Origin of the sequence: Arsukibacterium sp. UBA5043 (assembly GCA_002415085.1) — a bacterium.
GTDB lineage: Bacteria > Pseudomonadota > Gammaproteobacteria > Enterobacterales > Alteromonadaceae > Alishewanella.
Genome location: DIBV01000003.1, coordinates 233,736 through 250,651 on the forward strand (window position 1 = coordinate 233,736; position 16,916 = coordinate 250,651).

The following is a 16,916-nucleotide window of genomic DNA, read 5'->3' on the forward strand; positions in this document are numbered from 1 at the left end:
AGCATTACATGGAACATTATGTAAGTTTGTTTGTACGCGCGGTCTTTATCGAGAATCTGGCGTTATCGTTCTTCCTGGGGATGTGTACTTTCCTGGCTGTTTCGCAAAAAATTAAAACGGCATTCGGTTTAGGGGTAGCGGTTATTGTGGTGCTGGGTATTTCAGTACCGGTAAATAACCTTGTTTACAATGTGTTGCTGGCACCTGGTGCACTTGAGTGGGCGGGCTTTCCAGAAGCTGATTTAAGCTTTCTGGGCTTCTTAACCTATATCGGGGTAATCGCTGCGCTGGTACAGATTCTGGAAATGATTTTAGACAAGTTTTTTCCGGCACTGTACAACGCATTGGGCATATTCCTGCCTTTGATAACCGTAAACTGCGCAATCTTTGGTGCAGTAGCCTTTATGGTTGAACGCGACTATAACTTTGGCGAAAGCGTAGTATTTGGTTTGGGCAGCGGCGTTGGCTGGGCACTGGCCATTACCTTGCTGGCAGGTATTCGTGAGAAGTTAAAGTATGCGGATATCCCTGCTGGTTTACGCGGCTTAGGGTCTACCTTTTTGGTAGTGGGTTTAATGGGATTAGGCTTTATGTCTTTCTCTGGCGTTTCACTGTAAAGCAGTAGAGGGAAAATACAATGCAAGAGATCTATCTTGGCGTTGGCATGTTCACCATAGTGGTTTTGATGCTGGTGTTTATTATCCTGGCAGCAAAATCCAAGTTGGTGGCCAGTGGCGACATCACTATCAGTATTAATCACGATCCTGATAAAGCCATTAAAACCAAAGCAGGCGGTAAGCTACTGGGTGCACTGGCTGATAATGGCATTTTCTTATCATCGGCCTGTGGTGGCGGTGGTTCTTGTGGCCAGTGCCGGGTGCATATTAAGTCAGGTGGGGGTGAAATACTGCCAACTGAAATGGGCCATATTACCAAAGGCGAAGCACGCGAAGGTTGTCGTTTATCCTGTCAGGTTGCCGTTAAGTCTGATATGGAAATTGAAGTTGAAGAAGAAATCTTTGGTATTAAAAAATGGGATTGCGAAGTTATCTCTAACGATAACAAAGCGACCTTTATCAAAGAACTTAAGATGGCTATCCCAGACGGTGAATCAGTACCGTTTCGCGCTGGTGGTTACATCCAGATTGAAGCGCCACCGCATCATGTTAAATATAAAGACTTTGATGTGCCGGAGAAATTCCGCGGTGACTGGGAACGCTTTAACTTCTTCAGTTTAGAGTCGAAAGTAGATGACGAAACTATCCGGGCCTATTCGATGGCTAATTATCCGGATGAAGAAGGCATTATCATGCTGAACGTGCGGATCGCCACACCACCGCCAAATAATCTGAGCCTGCCGTGCGGTAAAATGTCGTCTTACATCTGGAGCCTGAAAGAAGGCGATAAGGTGACAATTTCTGGTCCGTTTGGTGAGTTCTTTGCTAAAGAAACCGAAGCTGAAATGGTGTTTATTGGTGGTGGTGCCGGTATGGCGCCAATGCGTTCGCACCTGTTTGACCAGCTGCGCCGCCTCAAATCAAAACGCAAAATCAGCTTCTGGTACGGTGCGCGCTCTAAACGTGAAATGTTCTACGTTGAAGACTTCGACATGCTGGCAGCCGAAAACGACAACTTTGAATGGCACGTAGCGTTATCTGATCCACAGCCGGAAGACAACTGGGATGGTTACACCGGGTTTATTCATAATGTTATTTATGAAAACTACCTGAAAAAACATAAAGCTCCGGAAGATTGTGAGTTTTATATGTGTGGACCGCCAATGATGAATAAGGCTGTTATCAATATGCTTAAAGATCTTGGCGTAGAAGACGATAATATCCTGTTAGATGATTTTGGTGGTTAACTCACCATTTTCTTAGGCAAGTTAAAAGGGGTAACGTTCTGCGTTGCCCCTTTATGTTATTAGAAGGCTGGCAGAATATATGATGCAACGCGTTTATTCTTTTTCGTTTGTCTGGTTGCTTGGCATAAGTTTATGGTTGGCTGGTTGCACACCTGAAACGCAGTTACCGCAAGAGCAGGTATTACAGGGCAGCACTATGGGTACTACCTATAGTGTAAAGTTTTTCAGTGATCTGCCTGTTGATCAACAAAGGTTACAGCAGCAGATGGAACAGGAGCTGGAACTGATTAACGACTTGATGTCGACCTACCGGCCCACATCTGAATTGATGCGCTTTAATCAGCAACAGACAACAGAACCTTTCACGCTGAGTGAACAAACAGCCAAAGTTATTGCCGAAGCAATAAGGATAGGGCTGCAAACTGATGGCGTACTGGATATTACCGTAGGGCCGCTGGTTGAGAAATGGGGCTTTGGTGCTAATGGCCGGATTACTGAACGTCCTGCCCCAGAGGCGCTCAATGCGCTGCAGGATTTTGTAGGGTTGGATAAAATCAGCCTTAGCCAACAGCATTTAACAAAAAAGGATAGTCGGGTCGCACTGGATTTATCAACAATAGCCAAAGGATACGGTGTTGATCGCCTGGCAGAAATTCTCGTGGCGAACCATGTGACCGATTATCTGGTCGATATTGGTGGTGAAATGCGGGTAAGTGGCAGTAAACCCGGCCGGGAATGGCGGGTGGCCATTGAAAAGCCAGTGGCTGGCCAGCGGGCGCTGCAAAGGGTCCTTAGGCCTGGCAATATGGCGGTAGCCACGTCGGGTGATTACCGCAATTATTTTGAGCAGGACGGCGTTCGTTACTCTCATCTGATTGATCCGCGAACCGCTGAGCCTATTGCGCACCGGACGGTATCAAGTACCGTTATACACCCCAGTAGTATGACGGCAGATGGTTATGCGACCGCGTTACATATTATGAGTGCAGAGGAAGCGCTGCAATTTGCTAATCAGCACCAGCTTGCTGCACTGATTATTGTAAAAACTGACGAGGGCTTTACCGAGTGGGTAAGCGACGCGTTTAAACCTTATTTAGTTGACGAGGAGAGGTAAGTAATGGCAGTTTTTCTTTTTACCTTTGGATTGTTTCTGGTGGTGGTTCTGGCCATGGCCATTGGTTTTGTGGTGCAGCGGAAAACCCTGGCCGGCAGTTGTGGCGGCCTTGGCGCATTAAATATTGCCAAAGCATGTGATTGTGATACACCCTGTGAGAAAAGACAAAAGCGCCTGGATAAAGAAAAATTCTGGCAGGATAATAAAATCATCTGAATTGTGGATCTGAGCGTATAGGTTAAGCTATTACACAGAGCAGGCTATGGCGACCGCTAACAGCCTGCAATTTGTTTAACATTTCACGCTAAGGATAACAACCATGTTCAGGTTACAACCTCTTACGCTGCTCCTGCTGCTGTTTTTAAGCTTGCCGGCATTAGCTAACCGTTTTGCCAACGTCGAGATAAACGCCACACCTCTGGCCGATAATCTGTATATGCTGACTGGCTCAGGTGGCAATATGGCGGCGCTGGTGACGGCTAACCAAGTGATACTCATTGATGCCCAGTATGCCGAGCTGGCAGATAAAATAAACGCCAAGCTGGCAGAGCTCAGCGACGGCAAAACGCTTGGTACCCTGATTAATACCCATATGCATGGCGATCATGTCAATGGCAACAGCGCGTTAATGCCAACACGGATTATTGCCCACGCCAATGTGCTCAAGCGCTTAACTGCCGATGCATCATTTCCCCGCTCTGGTTTACCTACCGAAACCTTTACTAAGCAACTCAATTTGAATCTCAATGGCCAGGCACTGCGGTTAGAATATTTACCGCCCAGCCACACCGATGGCGATATTATTGTCTGGTTTGAAGGTAAAAATGTCGTGCATATGGGTGATATGCTGTTTGAAGGGCGCTTTCCTTTTATTGACTTAAATAATGGTGGTTCGGTACGCGGGTATATCGCCAACGTGGCCTATGTCATAAACCAGATAGATGACGAAACTAAAGTGGTCCCGGGCCATGGCCAGCTGACGGATAAAGCAGGGCTGCAACGCTTTCACCAGATGATGGTGGCAACTCTGGCGCAGGTAGAACAGCAGCAGGCAAAAGGCTTAAGCAACGAGCAAATTATCGCTGCCGGGCTGGGTGAGCAATGGAAAAACTGGCACTGGAATTTTATTACTGAGGAGCGCTGGATTACTACCTTGTTACAGGCAGAACCGCTGACCCGCTAAGGGGTTGGTTAGCTGCCGCGTTATCGCGTGTCGCCAGCGTTATTCACCCTGGCGACACGCGCAAGTCTCATACCTTAAGCCCCAAGCCATTGCACGGGCAAGCAGCTTATAAACGCCATACCCGGTACTTTTTACCCTTCATTTTGCCATCGTTCAGCAGCGTCAATGCCTGTTTTGCCACCCTACGGCTAACAGCAACAAAAGCCACAGTGTCTAACATTTGTATTTTACCAATATCAGCAAACACAATCTGGGCACTGCTGGTCAGCGCGCCAACAATGTCACCCGGCCGCAGCTTATGTTTTTTACCGCCATCAATTTGCAGAGTCTGCATCGCAGGCTCAGGCAAGGCTTGCGCCAATACTGACTCGCTGGGCAAGGGCAGGGCATCTATTTCCAGCTCCAGTTGTCCGGCCAGCGCGCTGAGCTTGGCGCCATCATCCGGGCTCAGCAATGAACACGCCAGGCCACTGTTGCCGGCACGACCCGTGCGGCCAATCCGGTGGGTATGGGTGGCGACATCATGTGCCAGCTGGTAATTAATCACTAAATCCAGTTTATCGATATCCAGGCCTCGGGCTGCAACATCCGTGGCCACTAACACGCTCACACTATTGTTACTGAACTTAAGTAACGCATGCTCGCGGTCGCGTTGTTCTAAATCGCCGTGTAAGGCCATCACACTGACACCAGCGAGCTTTAAGGTATCAGCCAGTTCCTGTGTTTCCCGCTTGGTATTGCAAAATACCACCGTGCTGGAAGGCTGAAACCGGTGGAGCAGCAGTTTAACGGCGTCGCTGCGCCTGGTGCCATCCAATTGATAGAACTGCTGTTCAATACTGCTTTGGGTATGTGGGCTGGTCACGGTAACCGTAACCGGGTTTTGCATAATACTGTCAGCTATCTGGCGCACAGCCTTATCAAAGGTGGCACTAAATAGCAGGGTTTGGCGCTCAGTTGGAACATTTGCCAGAATAGCGTTCAGCGCATCAGCAAAGCCCATCTCAAGCATCCGGTCTGCTTCATCCAGCACTAAGGTGGTTAATTCAGTCAAATCCAGTCGTTGCTGCTGCAGATGATCCAGCACCCGACCTGGTGTGCCAACAATAATATGGGCGCCATGTTCCAGTGACACAATCTGGCTGCGACTGGGCACACCACCACATAGGGTTAATACTTTAATATTATGAATATTGCGGGCGAGTTTACGAATTTCGGCGGCAACCTGCTCAGCCAGCTCCCGGGTGGGGCAAAGTACCAGTGTTTGAATTCGGTAGCGTTTGACATCCAGTTTGGCCAGCAGCCCCAAGGCAAAGGCCGCTGTTTTACCAGAGCCGGTTTTCGCCTGGGCAATCACATCTTTACCGTCGAGTATTGCAGGCAAGCTTTGTGCCTGCACGGCGGTCATCTGGTGATATTCAAGGCTGGTTAAGCATTCAAGTAAAGGTGTTGGCAAGGCCAGTTGGCTAAAAGCGAGATCGGACACAATGAAATCCTGTAACTAAAAAACAGGACGCCGCCTGCAAGGGGGCGGCATTATAGCAGATGTGATTGGAGCATGTTGACGTTTTGTACTTACGCTTTATTTTCAATCCGGTTGTCGCTGACGGCTTCATCCTGTTGTTCAGTTTTTGTCAGACTGATTACCTGGTCTTGCGAAGTGCGATGGGTTTCGCCTATAAAGCTGCCACCACGCTCAATACATAAATCGTCGCTATGAATAATACCCAGGGCTTTACCCTGCGGCAGAATTTCTACCGTGTTGGCAAACAGCTCGCCGTCAAACAAACCATTAATGATCACTTTATCAGCGGTTACTTGTGCCTTAACCCGACCAGCTGCACTGATAATTAACGTTTTTTCACTGGTGATTACGCCTTCGACGTAACCATCTACCTGCATATCGCAACTTAATCGGAGGCTTCCGATAATTGAGCATCCCGCAGCGATGACAGTTGTAGTTGTGTGCTTGCTTTGGTTTGCAGCATCGTTACTAAAGAATCCCATTTAATGCTCCGTTCTTTTTCAAATACCAGATCAAAATTATTCGCGTCCCAATCCATAAAGCTCTGTGGGTTAAGTGACCGGTCTAAAAAGTGTATTTCATAATGTAAATGCGGCGCGGTAGAGTTGCCGGTATTGCCTGAAGTGGCGATCAGTTGTCCTTTGTGTACAAACAGACCATTGGCGACTTTAAACTCGTCCAGATGAGCATATAACGTGGTAAATCCAAAAGCGTGGCGTATTTTCAATAAATTGCCATAGCCATTTTTACTCGGCCGCACAACTTCGACTACACCATCTGCCGGTGCATAAATAGGGGTGCCACGGTTAGCGGATAAATCGATACCATTGTGATGCTGTTGCTTACCCATGATGGGGTGGGTGCGCACACCAAAGCGCGAGGAGCGACGACGAAACTCCAGCGGTGAGCCATTGGGCACCAATTGTAACATCGCCATTTTTGCACTGGAGTTTACCGTAGCGGTATCGAGCCTGGCTTCCAGATCTTGCGGAAACTGTTGTTCCAGCCCGAGGGTCAGTTCAATTTCTCCCAGCCGGTTGCTAACCTGCAGCATCTCATCCTGCTTAATGGCCAGCTCTTGCTCAAGTTGCTCCCGGGTCTGACTGAGTTCAGTGATTTCCGCTGCAAGCTGCTCAGCCTGAATAGCTAATTGCTGTTGCTGGCTTTTGGTATGATCGACCGTTTTTAACAAATAATCGATAAGGGCAGCAGTAATAATAACGGTAAATAAAATTAACCATAAACTGATAACCGCATTGCGCTTAAACAGCTTGCTGATGCTAAAGTGGCGGGTACCATTGATGCTCGATACCGAGATAATAATGCGATCTTTCATCTGATATAACAGCTTTTACAATGGTTGAAAACAGAATAAGCGGTCAAAATAGGGTGCTTTGTCGCTGCTGTCAAGGTTTTCGTCGCGAGCAGAAATGACAAAACCGCAACCTAAGCTGCGGTTTTTGTTGCTAACTGCATTAATGTTATAACATTAATGACTCTCGTCGCCTTCAATGCCATGAACATGGCCATGCGCTAATTCTTCTGCCGTTGCGTCACGTACTTTGAGTACTTCAACGTCAAACTTTAGTTCGATACCTGACAACGGGTGGTTACCATCTACTACCACTTCTTCTTCCGTCACGTCCAGAATAATGACTGACTGCTCCCGACCATCTGGCCCGGCAGCACGAAAACGCATACCTGGTGCTACTTCCATGCCTTCAAACATGGTTTTAGGTACTGATTGCACCAGTTGATCATGGCGTTCACCGTAGGCGTCTGCAGGCGCAATCGTTGCGGTAAAGCTGTCACCGACCGTTTTGCCGGCTAAAGCCTGTTCCAGACCTGGAATTAATGCGCCATGGCCAAACAAAAATACCAAAGGCTCGCCATCAGCAGATGAATCCAGTTTGTTACCTTCCGGATCGGTAACGGTATAATGCATGGCGACGACTTTGTCTTGTGAAATGGTCATGAAAACCTCTTTAACTTAAAGGATAAGGTAACGGCAGCAACTGCAGTGCCGGTGCACTGTCTGACTTCAACCGTAACGAGTCTGCCGGTGTTATATCATTAGGCAGTACGGCAATTAACCAGAGCTGGTTATTGATGTTGACTGCGTTAATAACCTGGCCCACCCGGCGCCAGTTGTCATTAAATTGTTGTTCGATATCACAGCCCGCTGCGGGCGCTTCATCGGTTTGCGCCTGCAAAATCCAGGCGGCACGCTTATTGCGGCCAAGATATTTCATCCGGGCTACTGTTTCCTGACCCAGATAACATCCTTTGGTAAAGCTGATGGCTGATACAGCCTGTAAGTTAAGCATTTGTGGCACAAACTCGCCAATCAGCGGTTGTTCCAGATAACACAGGCCATGCAAGATATGCTGCTTGAGCCACAGCGTAGGCGCCGCCAGCGGATAATCTTTGTCCAGCAACGCGATAGCATCACTTTTGGCAAGCACCAGCATATAATGCTGTGCTGCTAATTGCAGCACGGTGCCATCATTGTGGCGGCTAAGCCTACCATTGGCGCCGGGCAATTTAAAGCCAAGCTGACTTACCAGCGTGGCGGCTCCCTCTCCGCCAATCCCTAATATGGCGTAATTGTCGTGGCCGGCCGTAAAACTTACCTTGGAAAACACGCCAAACTTTTGCCATTGGTTTACCGAGGCGTTTAATTCATCCCGAAACGCGATAACCAGCAGTTCGTCGTCTTGCTGCAACAAATGAAACACCGACCAGGTTTTACCTTTGGCATCACAATGGGCGCCACGCAAAAAATGTTGCTCATCGAGCTGATCAATGTCGCAGGTGGTTTGGCTCTGTAAATATTTGCGGTTATCTGTACCACCGACCCTGACAACGTCAAACGCAGGCAGGGGGGCTATAAATGCCCCCTGAACCTGATTGGATAGTTGGCCGTAACTCTTTGCAGTTAACCAGGATGTATGCATTGTTTATGTCACCAGAAGTATCACCAAAGCGAAGATAGTTGTAACATTGGGGCTGCATTTAAAAGCTCAACCCCAAAGCGGCAGTTTTGTGAAAATGCCGTTATCTTTATCACTGTATCTGGCATTAAGGAATTTAAATGACCGAGTTGATGATTAAACCGCGTCTGCGCTGGGCTTGCCGGCGCGGTATGCTGGAGTTGGATGTGTTGCTGGCACCCTTTGTTGAAGAGGGCTACGATGCATTGTCATTGCAGCAGAAAAAAGATTTTGAGCGATTACTGGCTGCTGATGACCCGGATTTGTTTGCCTGGTTTATGGGTCATGCCAAAGCGACTGATCCGGCACTGCATGCGCTGGTAAAAGTAATTCTTGACCGTGTCCGGGTGTAACGTCGCAATTCGTGGTTCAGTCTGGCGCCGGCGCGGTTTGCTGGCGCTGGCGTTTATGCTGGTTTTAGTGTTTTTACTGCAGCCTTTGCCCGGCCTTGCCTTATGGTTGGCGAGCCCGTTACTTTTTTTAGTGTATTGGTATGGTGTTCGTTGTTACCGGCAACCCCGGTTGGCGGCAGGATTAAGTTTGCAGGCAGACGGCCAGTTGCGCTGGTGGCAAAGTACCCTGCCTGGCGGAGCCCTGCGTGAAGGCTGTCTGGTCAGTGAGTTTGGCTTATTATTGCGCTGGCAAAGTGAGCATGCGCAGTTGCATCTGCACTGGTTGCTGGCCGACCAGCTAACTGCTACCGATTACCGGGCCCTGGCGCGACGGATAAATCAGTTTAACTGGCAATGCGCAGCAACAAAGCACGCTGATAAATAAGCCGGGAACCTGACCCCTCTGTGCAGCCACTGCTGTTATCCGTTTGGCGTCAGTACCGTTGGCACGCTGCTGCTTAACAACTCAGGGTAATCCAGATTGTAGTGCAAGCCGCGGCTTTCTTTGCGGGCCATCGCGCAGCGAATAATCAGTTCAGCTACCTGCGCCAGGTTACGCAGTTCCAGCAGATTATGACTGAGCCGGAAATGACTATAATAATCATGAATTTCAGATTGTAATAATTCAACCCGGTGCAAGGCGCGCTCCAGGCGCTTGTTGGTACGGACAATACCGACATAGTCCCACATAAAAAGCCGCAATTCGTGCCAGTTATGGGTGATGACAATTTCCTCGTCAGAATCACTTACCCGGCTTTCATCCCACGGGGCAATGTCAGCATAGTGAGTATCTGCCGACAACTGGCTTAATATATGTTTGGCGGCAGCCTGAGCAAACACCACACATTCGAGCAGTGAATTACTGGCCATCCGGTTAGCGCCGTGTAAACCGGTATAGGCAACCTCACCGATGGCATACAAATTTTGCAGGTCTGTCTGGCCGTTAAGGTTGGTTAGCACGCCACCACAAGTGTAATGCGCCGCAGGCACCACCGGGATAGGTTGGCGGCTGATATCAATGCCAACACTTAAGCACTTGGCATAAATCGTCGGAAAATGTTCAATAATGAAATCTTTTGGCTGATGGCTGATATCAAGATAAAGGCAATTGGCACCCAGCCGCTTCATTTCATAATCGATGGCCCTGGCGACGATATCGCGTGGTGCCAGTTCAGCGCGCTGATCAAATTCAGGCATAAACCGGCTGCCATCCGGGCGGCGCAGAAAAGCCCCTTCACCTCGCATCGCTTCTGAAATCAGAAAGTTCGGGGCATCAGGATGATACAAACTGGTCGGGTGAAACTGATTAAACTCCATATTGGCCACGCGGCAACCCGCACGCCACGCCATAGCGATACCATCGCCACTGGCTACATCCGGGTTGCTGGTATAAAGATACACTTTACTGGCGCCACCTGTAGCCAGCGCGACAAAGTGGGCTTTGATGGTTTCTACTTTGGCGCGGGATTTGTTCCAGACGTAAGCGCCATAACAGCGCTTGGCATCTAAACCAATTTTGCTGCCATTGATTAAATCGATAGCGTTATAATTTTCCAGCAGCTGGATATTGGCATGTTGTTTTACCTGATCGACCAGTGTTATCTGAACTGCCTGGCCGGTCGCATCTGCGGCGTGCAAAATCCGGCGATGGCTATGACCTCCTTCCCGGGTCAAATGGTACTTTAAACTGCCATCGGTATCCTGATACTGGTCAAAGGGAACGCCCTGATCTATCAGCCACTGCATAGCCTCTTTGGCATGGCCTGCTGTATATTGCACGGTTGTTTCATCACATAAACCGGCACCGGCAATCAGAGTATCGTTGACATGGGAGGCAATACTGTCATTTTCATCAAATACCGCGGCGATGCCCCCCTGAGCATACAAGGTAGACCCTTCGCGCAGCGGACCTTTGCTTAACACTAATACCCTGGCATGATCGGCTAACTGCAACGCTAAAGATAAACCGGCAGCGCCGCTGCCAATAATTAAAACGTCACAATGATATTCATTTTGTCGTGTCATGCGATACACTTGTCCCAGTTAAGCCCCAATATCAGGGTAACCTTATGAGTTACCGCTGCAGTTACCCGACAGCATGGCTGTTGGATCAGCTTATTGTAGCGGTTTTGGCATAATAAGCAGAACTATTTATTGTGGCCGTGGTCAGAGCTTCGACGCCAGACAAGGGCCACTTATAATCGACAACCTATTAAGTATTACAGGGGACAGGCTCCCAGAATGAGCGAGCAAGAATTAGATTGGCAAATTGTCCAGCGGGTCCAGCAAGGCGATAAAGCCGCATTTAATCTGTTGGTGAAGAAATATCAGCACCGGATCGCGAACTTAATCTCCCGCTATGTCTCTAACCACGGAGACGTCGCTGACGTTGCGCAGGAAGCCTTTATCAAAGCGTACCGGGCCATGCCAGGATTTCGTGGTGAAAGTGCGTTTTATACCTGGCTGTACCGGATTGCAGTGAACAGTGCTAAAAACTATTTGGTATCAAATGGCCGTAAGCCACCGGCGACTGATGTCGATGCGGAAGATGCCGAGTATTTTGAAGGAAGCGATGCCTTAAAAGAACAAGATTCACCCGAGCGTTTATTACTGTCGGAAGAAATTCGGACCGTGGTATTTAACACGATCGATAAATTACCAGATGAACTTCGTACCGCAATTACACTCAGAGAGCTTGAAGGGTTGAGTTACGAAGAGATAGCAGAAGTAATGGCGTGCCCTATTGGCACGGTGCGCAGCCGGATTTTTCGGGCGCGTGAAGCAATAGATATTCAGCTCAAACCACTGATTGGCTAAATTGTCAGGCTAAATCGGATAATGAACAGCAAGCAGACAGGAAAAATTATGTCGTCAGATAATCAGGATTGGCTCTCAGCCGCCAGCGATAACAGACAGCTCAGTAATGCCGAGCTCGATCTTTTGCTGCAACAGCCCGAATTGCAACAAAAGCTAGAGAGATACCAATTAGCCGCAGCGGTGTTTCGTCGTGAGAAAGCCGCGCCGCTGCCCGGCGATTTCGCTGCTGATATCGCTACATTATTGCAAGATGAGCCTACCTATCAGCTTAGCCACAGCCGCACGGTACTGCAGAAAGTGGGTTCAGGCCTCAGATTTGCGGCAAATGGCAGCTGGCTTAAGCCTGCAGCACAAGGTGCCGTAGCAGCAGGTGTGGCGCTGTTTGCAGTATTGGGCGTGCAGCAATACCAACAGCCAGCAGGGCAGGATTTAATGTTACCCAGCCCGGTGTTGCAAACCAATCCGATTGGCGGTTTTGCCACCCCGGTCAGTCTCAGTTCTACTACGGCAGATAGTCGTTTTGCTGAACAGGAACAGCAAGCAGTGCAGGAACAGCAGCGTCGGCTGCAGGCATTGCTGCAGGCTCATCGCCAGCAGGTTCGGTTAACTGAGCAGCAACAAGCAAAGACTGAGCAGGAAAACGAGCAGTAATATGAGCAAAGTAGTAACGCTGTGTTGCACCCTGTTGCTGTTGTGCAGCAGCGTGCTGCAAGCCGAGGAACCTGGCTGGGCCCTGTTTGAGCGGGTTCAGCAAAGTGTAAAACAGTATAATTTTGACAGCTCTTTTGTCGTATTTAAAGGGAGTCAGGTAGAGACCTATCGCTGGCAGCACGGCCGCAAAGACGATAGAGAAATTGAACACCTGGTGCCACTTGACGCCGATGGTGTCGATATTCTGCGTCGCGACGATGTAGTGTATTATTTTTTAACTGACCGGCCTGCGTTAGTCACCATCAGCGATAGCATTAAAGAACTTCCCGCCATTTTATTTCAGAATAGTCAGCAGATACGTAAACTGTACACCGCGGTGTTAGGCAGCAGCTCTGTCATGTCCGGGCACACCGCGCAGCTGCTCAGACTGAGTGCCAACGACGCCAGCCGCCATAGCTACTGGTTATGGATTGAGGTGGAGTCGGGTTTTCCACTACGAATTGATGTAATGTCAGAGCAGCAGACACCTCTGGAGCGCTGGCTGGTGACACATATGCAAATCAGTCCTGAGCTGCCAGAGAATCTGCAGCGCTTACTCGATACCGACCTGCCTGAGCCTGCCCCCCAGCAAGCCGGGGCAATGTTACCACCAAATAAACTGCAACTTAGCTGGCTACCTAAAGGGTATCAGTTAGTCACGGATCCGCATATTGTACCGCAGCTGCAGCAAAGCCTGCTGAATTACTGGCTGCTGACCGATGGTGTGCATCAGGTCTCCGTTTTTGTCCAGCCCAGTCAGCGAATGCAAACCCAGGCTTATCGGGACGGCGCAACAACCATATACGTACTTAGCGCTCCAGAGCATGACATAACGGTTATTGGTCCGGTGAGTATTGAGGTGGCTGAGCGCCTTGCCGCAGCGGTGCGTTAGGCGCTACGTTATTCGTTAATACCTAAACCCTTTTCAACAATAAGACGTAGATAACAATCCAAAGATAGTGGCCGCCATATGATTGAACAGATAGCTACGGTGCTTGCAGTAGAAAAAGAAGGGGTATGGCTGGGCACGACGCCGGTGACAACCTGTAATGCGTGCCATGCCAGTGCTGACTGTGGTACCGGTATCGTCGCGAAAACCATGACACCCCGTCAAAACCGTTTTTTTGTTGCGACTGACCTGGCATTGCTGCCAGGCGAGCAGGTAACGGTAGCGACAGCGGGCGAACAGCTCGTCACAGCTGCCTTACTGGTGTACCTGCTGCCTCTGGTGCTATTGGTCAGTGGCGCGTTGCTGGCTCATGTTGGCTGGCAGGCAGCTGAAGGCTGGGTTATGCTGGCTGCGGCAACAGGTGCCGGCTGTGGTTTCCTGCTGGCCCGGCATTTTGGTGCCAGAATGGCCGGGCAGCAACAACTGAGTATTCTTAACGTGCTGCCAAAGATCAACGTCCGGCAACTGTCCTGAGCCATCAGCGAAGAACACATAGCAAGCTGCCAGCGGATAGAGTACAATTCCCGCTAATTTTTTTACAGCATCGGTCTGACAATAGCCGCATCGTTTACCGGTGCGATTGAGCTTATTGTCAGTACCCCCAGTATATTTCGGACATTTGCGGATAACATGGCAAAACTTAATAACATCAGAAATTTCTCCGTCATCGCTCATATTGACCATGGTAAATCGACCCTGTCTGACCGGCTTATTCAATATTGCGGTGGTCTGGCCGATCGGGAAATGCAGCAACAGGTTCTGGATTCAATGGATCTGGAGCGTGAGCGCGGTATTACTATCAAAGCGCAAAGCGTTACCCTCAATTATACGGCAGATGATGGTAAAACTTATCAGCTGAACTTTATTGATACCCCGGGGCACGTCGACTTTACTTACGAGGTAAGCCGTTCTCTGGCAGCCTGTGAGGGCGCATTGCTGGTGGTGGATGCCGGGCAGGGCGTGGAAGCGCAAACCGTCGCCAATTGTTATACCGCACTGGACATGAACCTGGAAGTTATCCCGGTATTAAATAAAATCGATTTACCTCAGGCAGAGCCGGAGCGGGTTGCAGAGGAAATTGAAGACATTATTGGTATCGAAGCGCTGGGGGCGGTGCAATGCTCTGCCAAAACCGGCTTTGGTATTAAAGATGTACTGGAAACGATTGTAAAAAAAATCCCACCGCCAGAGGGTGAGCGGGACTTACCGACTCAGGCTCTTATAATCGACTCCTGGTTTGATGCCTATCAGGGGGTGGTGTCGCTGGTCAGAGTGAAACACGGTTCGATAAAAACCAAAGACAAAATTAAAGTGATGTCCACCGGTCAGGTGTATGAAGTTGATAAAGTAGGGATATTCAGCCCGAAGGCAACGCATACCGGTGAGCTGAACACCGGCGAAGTGGGTTTTGTTATCGCTGGCATTAAAGAAATTAAAGGTGCGCCGGTGGGCGATACCCTGACCTTATCGAAAAACAGCGCCGAGAAGCCCTTACCTGGCTTCAAACGGATTAAGCCTCAGGTTTATGCCGGGGTATTTCCGGTATCCAGTGACGATTATGAAGATTTCCGGGATGCCCTGGCTAAACTCAGTCTGAATGACTCGTCATTATTTTATGAGCCGGAAAACTCCGGTGCACTGGGCTTTGGTTTCAGAATTGGTTTCCTTGGCATGTTGCACATGGAAATCATTCAGGAACGACTGGAGCGTGAATACGATCTAGATTTGATTACGACGGCCCCCACCGTGGTTTATGAAGTGATCAAAAAAGATGGCGAAAAAGTCATGGTCGACAACCCCAGCGATTTGCCGGCGGTAAACGATATTGACGAAATCCGCGAGCCGATTGTTGAAGCGCATATTCTGGTGCCACAGGAATATGTGGGTAATGTAATTACGCTGTGTATCGAAAAACGGGGCGTGCAAACCAATATGTTGTATCACGGTCGCCAGGTCGCGTTAACCTACGAATTGCCGATGGCCGAAGTGGTGATGGATTTCTTTGACCGCTTAAAGTCGACCAGTCGTGGTTATGCCTCTCTGGATTACGCGTTTAAACGCTTTCAAACCTCAAATATGCAACGGGTAGATATCCTGATTAACGGCGAGCGGGTTGATGCGCTGGCCATTATCAGTCATATCGACTTTGCCCAGGGACGCGGCCGGCAGCTGGCCGACAAACTAAAAGAGTTGATCCCACGGCAAATGTTCGATATTGCCATTCAGGCAGCTATCGGCAACCATGTTATTGCCCGAACTACCATTAAGCAAATGCGTAAAAACGTCCTGGCAAAATGTTACGGTGGTGATGTCAGCCGGAAGAAAAAACTGCTGCAGAAACAAAAAGAAGGTAAAAAGCGGATGAAACAGGTAGGTAATGTTGAAGTGCCGCAAGAAGCCTTCCTGGCCATTCTGAAAGTGGGTAAGTAATAGTAGCTTAATAAAAGGGAAACGCATGACCGCTGGTTATTTTGCAATCTTGTTAGTAATACTCACTCTGGTCAGTGGCCTGATTTGGCTATTGGACGCACTGCTGCTGGCACCTAAACGCCGTGAACGCCTGGTGCTGGCGCAAAGTGGAGCTGGTAATCAGTTGCCGAGCGACACCAGCGATACCATGCTAAAAGAGCCGGCCATAGTGGAAACCGCGAAGTCGATCTTTCCGGTGATCGCTGCCATCACCCTGTTTCGCTCTTTTTTATTCGAACCTTTTCAAATTCCTTCCGGCTCAATGATGCCGACCCTGCTGGTGGGTGATTTTATTCTGGTCGAAAAGTTTTCCTACGATGTGAAAGACCCGGTATGGCGCACTACTTTGTACCACAATAAGTTGCCACAGCACGGTGATGTTGCGGTATTTAAATATCCGGAGCAGCCCACAGTCGATTTTATCAAGCGGATTGTCGGTTTGCCGGGTGATCGGATTATCTACCGGGATAAACAGTTGTATATCGACAAAGCCTGTCAGCCTGAGCAAACCAGCGGTTGTGGCTCACTGGAGCGGGTTACCCTGACTCATATTCCGGATGCTCAGTTCTTTCAGGGCCGCATGCAACAACGGCGCTATCACGAGGCATTGGGAGAGAATGGTCACCATATTCTGGTTACCCCTGGCGTTCGCGAACAGCCCGGACAATACCATCAGCAACAAGGCACAGCCGTTGATGAGTTTGTGGTGCCGCAAGGTCACTATTTTGTATTAGGCGATAACCGGGATAACAGCCGTGACAGCCGCTTCTGGGGCTTTGTGCCAGCCGACAACCTGGTGGGCAAGGCGGTATTTATCTGGATGAGCTTTGAGTTCAGCGAAGACCCCGACAGTTGGTTACCTGGCTGGGTGCCGGTAGGCGTAAGGTTTGAGCGCCTTGGTAAAATTGAATAAGGTGCGC

At 49.3% G+C, this 16,916-nt stretch carries 19 protein-coding genes; 13 read left to right on the forward strand and 6 right to left on the reverse strand.

The annotated features are described in order from the left end of the window. Positions 1 to 8: 8 nt before the first annotated feature. From nqrE to B2Q61_RS04010, 5 genes are all read left to right on the forward strand, one after another. Positions 9 to 617 carry an NADH:ubiquinone reductase (Na(+)-transporting) subunit E gene (nqrE, locus tag B2Q61_RS03990; RefSeq protein WP_290614076.1) on the forward strand — a complete coding sequence of 203 codons (609 nt, stop codon included), beginning with the start codon at positions 9 to 11 and terminating at the stop codon, positions 615 to 617. 20 nt (positions 618 to 637) lie between these two features. Continuing rightward, entirely contained in the window at positions 638 to 1,864 is a 1,227-nt protein-coding gene (gene nqrF / locus B2Q61_RS03995; RefSeq protein WP_290621485.1) for an NADH:ubiquinone reductase (Na(+)-transporting) subunit F, read from the forward strand. 79 nt (positions 1,865 to 1,943) lie between these two features. Beyond that, on the forward strand, positions 1,944 to 2,978 hold the full coding sequence (locus B2Q61_RS04000; RefSeq protein ID WP_290621486.1) for an FAD:protein FMN transferase: 1,035 nt from the start codon (positions 1,944 to 1,946) through the stop codon (positions 2,976 to 2,978). A 3-nt stretch (positions 2,979 to 2,981) separates the two neighbouring features. Next, positions 2,982 to 3,194, forward strand: coding sequence for a (Na+)-NQR maturation NqrM (gene nqrM / locus B2Q61_RS04005; protein ID WP_290621487.1), 213 nt, complete (start codon positions 2,982 to 2,984; stop codon positions 3,192 to 3,194). 103 nt (positions 3,195 to 3,297) lie between these two features. Then, entirely contained in the window at positions 3,298 to 4,161 is an 864-nt protein-coding gene (locus B2Q61_RS04010) for an MBL fold metallo-hydrolase (protein ID WP_290621488.1), read from the forward strand. A 106-nt stretch (positions 4,162 to 4,267) separates the two neighbouring features. On the opposite strand, the gene dbpA is transcribed toward B2Q61_RS04010, so the two are convergent. The 5 genes from dbpA to ygfZ form a co-directional block, all read right to left on the reverse strand. After that, complete coding sequence (gene dbpA / locus B2Q61_RS04015) at positions 4,268 to 5,647, reverse strand: ATP-dependent RNA helicase DbpA (RefSeq protein ID WP_290621489.1); 1,380 nt, start codon at positions 5,645 to 5,647, stop codon at positions 4,268 to 4,270. 89 nt (positions 5,648 to 5,736) lie between these two features. After that, a complete protein-coding gene (locus tag B2Q61_RS04020) occupies positions 5,737 to 6,063 on the reverse strand; it encodes a bactofilin family protein (RefSeq protein ID WP_290621490.1) in 327 nt (108 codons plus the stop codon). 8 nt (positions 6,064 to 6,071) lie between these two features. Further along, complete coding sequence (locus B2Q61_RS04025; protein ID WP_290621491.1) at positions 6,072 to 7,022, reverse strand: M23 family metallopeptidase; 951 nt, start codon at positions 7,020 to 7,022, stop codon at positions 6,072 to 6,074. 153 nt (positions 7,023 to 7,175) lie between these two features. Then, positions 7,176 to 7,661 carry an FKBP-type peptidyl-prolyl cis-trans isomerase gene (locus B2Q61_RS04030; RefSeq protein ID WP_290621492.1) on the reverse strand — a complete coding sequence of 162 codons (486 nt, stop codon included), beginning with the start codon at positions 7,659 to 7,661 and terminating at the stop codon, positions 7,176 to 7,178. Positions 7,662 to 7,671: 10 nt separating this feature from the next. Next, positions 7,672 to 8,643 (reverse strand): tRNA-modifying protein YgfZ, encoded by a 972-nt coding sequence (ygfZ, locus tag B2Q61_RS04035; protein ID WP_290621493.1) that lies wholly within the window; start codon positions 8,641 to 8,643, stop codon positions 7,672 to 7,674. A gap of 137 nt (positions 8,644 to 8,780) precedes the next feature. On the opposite strand from ygfZ, the gene B2Q61_RS04040 reads away from it, so the two are divergent. After that, positions 8,781 to 9,032 carry a succinate dehydrogenase assembly factor 2 gene (locus B2Q61_RS04040; RefSeq protein ID WP_290621494.1) on the forward strand — a complete coding sequence of 84 codons (252 nt, stop codon included), beginning with the start codon at positions 8,781 to 8,783 and terminating at the stop codon, positions 9,030 to 9,032. Beyond that, complete coding sequence (locus B2Q61_RS04045) at positions 9,019 to 9,456, forward strand: protein YgfX (protein WP_290621495.1); 438 nt, start codon at positions 9,019 to 9,021, stop codon at positions 9,454 to 9,456. Before B2Q61_RS04040 ends, B2Q61_RS04045 begins: the two co-directional genes overlap by 14 nt. 35 nt (positions 9,457 to 9,491) lie before the next feature. Here the strand turns inward: B2Q61_RS04045 and nadB are convergent, their stop codons facing one another. Beyond that, a complete protein-coding gene (nadB, locus tag B2Q61_RS04050) occupies positions 9,492 to 11,096 on the reverse strand; it encodes an L-aspartate oxidase (protein ID WP_290621496.1) in 1,605 nt (534 codons plus the stop codon). A 216-nt stretch (positions 11,097 to 11,312) separates the two neighbouring features. Between nadB and rpoE the strand changes: the two genes are divergently transcribed. From rpoE to lepB, 6 genes are all read left to right on the forward strand, one after another. Further along, the gene (gene rpoE, locus B2Q61_RS04055) at positions 11,313 to 11,888 is read left to right on the forward strand and encodes an RNA polymerase sigma factor RpoE (protein WP_290621497.1); all 576 of its coding nucleotides are present in this window, start codon (positions 11,313 to 11,315) and stop codon (positions 11,886 to 11,888) included. A 48-nt stretch (positions 11,889 to 11,936) separates the two neighbouring features. Further along, complete coding sequence (locus B2Q61_RS04060; RefSeq protein ID WP_290621498.1) at positions 11,937 to 12,539, forward strand: sigma-E factor negative regulatory protein; 603 nt, start codon at positions 11,937 to 11,939, stop codon at positions 12,537 to 12,539. Position 12,540: 1 nt separating this feature from the next. Next, on the forward strand, positions 12,541 to 13,470 hold the full coding sequence (locus B2Q61_RS04065; protein WP_290621499.1) for a MucB/RseB C-terminal domain-containing protein: 930 nt from the start codon (positions 12,541 to 12,543) through the stop codon (positions 13,468 to 13,470). A 78-nt stretch (positions 13,471 to 13,548) separates the two neighbouring features. Then, positions 13,549 to 14,001, forward strand: coding sequence for a SoxR reducing system RseC family protein (locus B2Q61_RS04070; protein WP_290621500.1), 453 nt, complete (start codon positions 13,549 to 13,551; stop codon positions 13,999 to 14,001). Positions 14,002 to 14,157: 156 nt separating this feature from the next. Beyond that, entirely contained in the window at positions 14,158 to 15,957 is a 1,800-nt protein-coding gene (gene lepA / locus B2Q61_RS04075) for a translation elongation factor 4 (protein ID WP_290621501.1), read from the forward strand. Between the two features lie 25 nt (positions 15,958 to 15,982). Continuing rightward, positions 15,983 to 16,909 carry a signal peptidase I gene (lepB, locus tag B2Q61_RS04080; protein WP_290621502.1) on the forward strand — a complete coding sequence of 309 codons (927 nt, stop codon included), beginning with the start codon at positions 15,983 to 15,985 and terminating at the stop codon, positions 16,907 to 16,909. Positions 16,910 to 16,916: the final 7 nt, after the last annotated feature.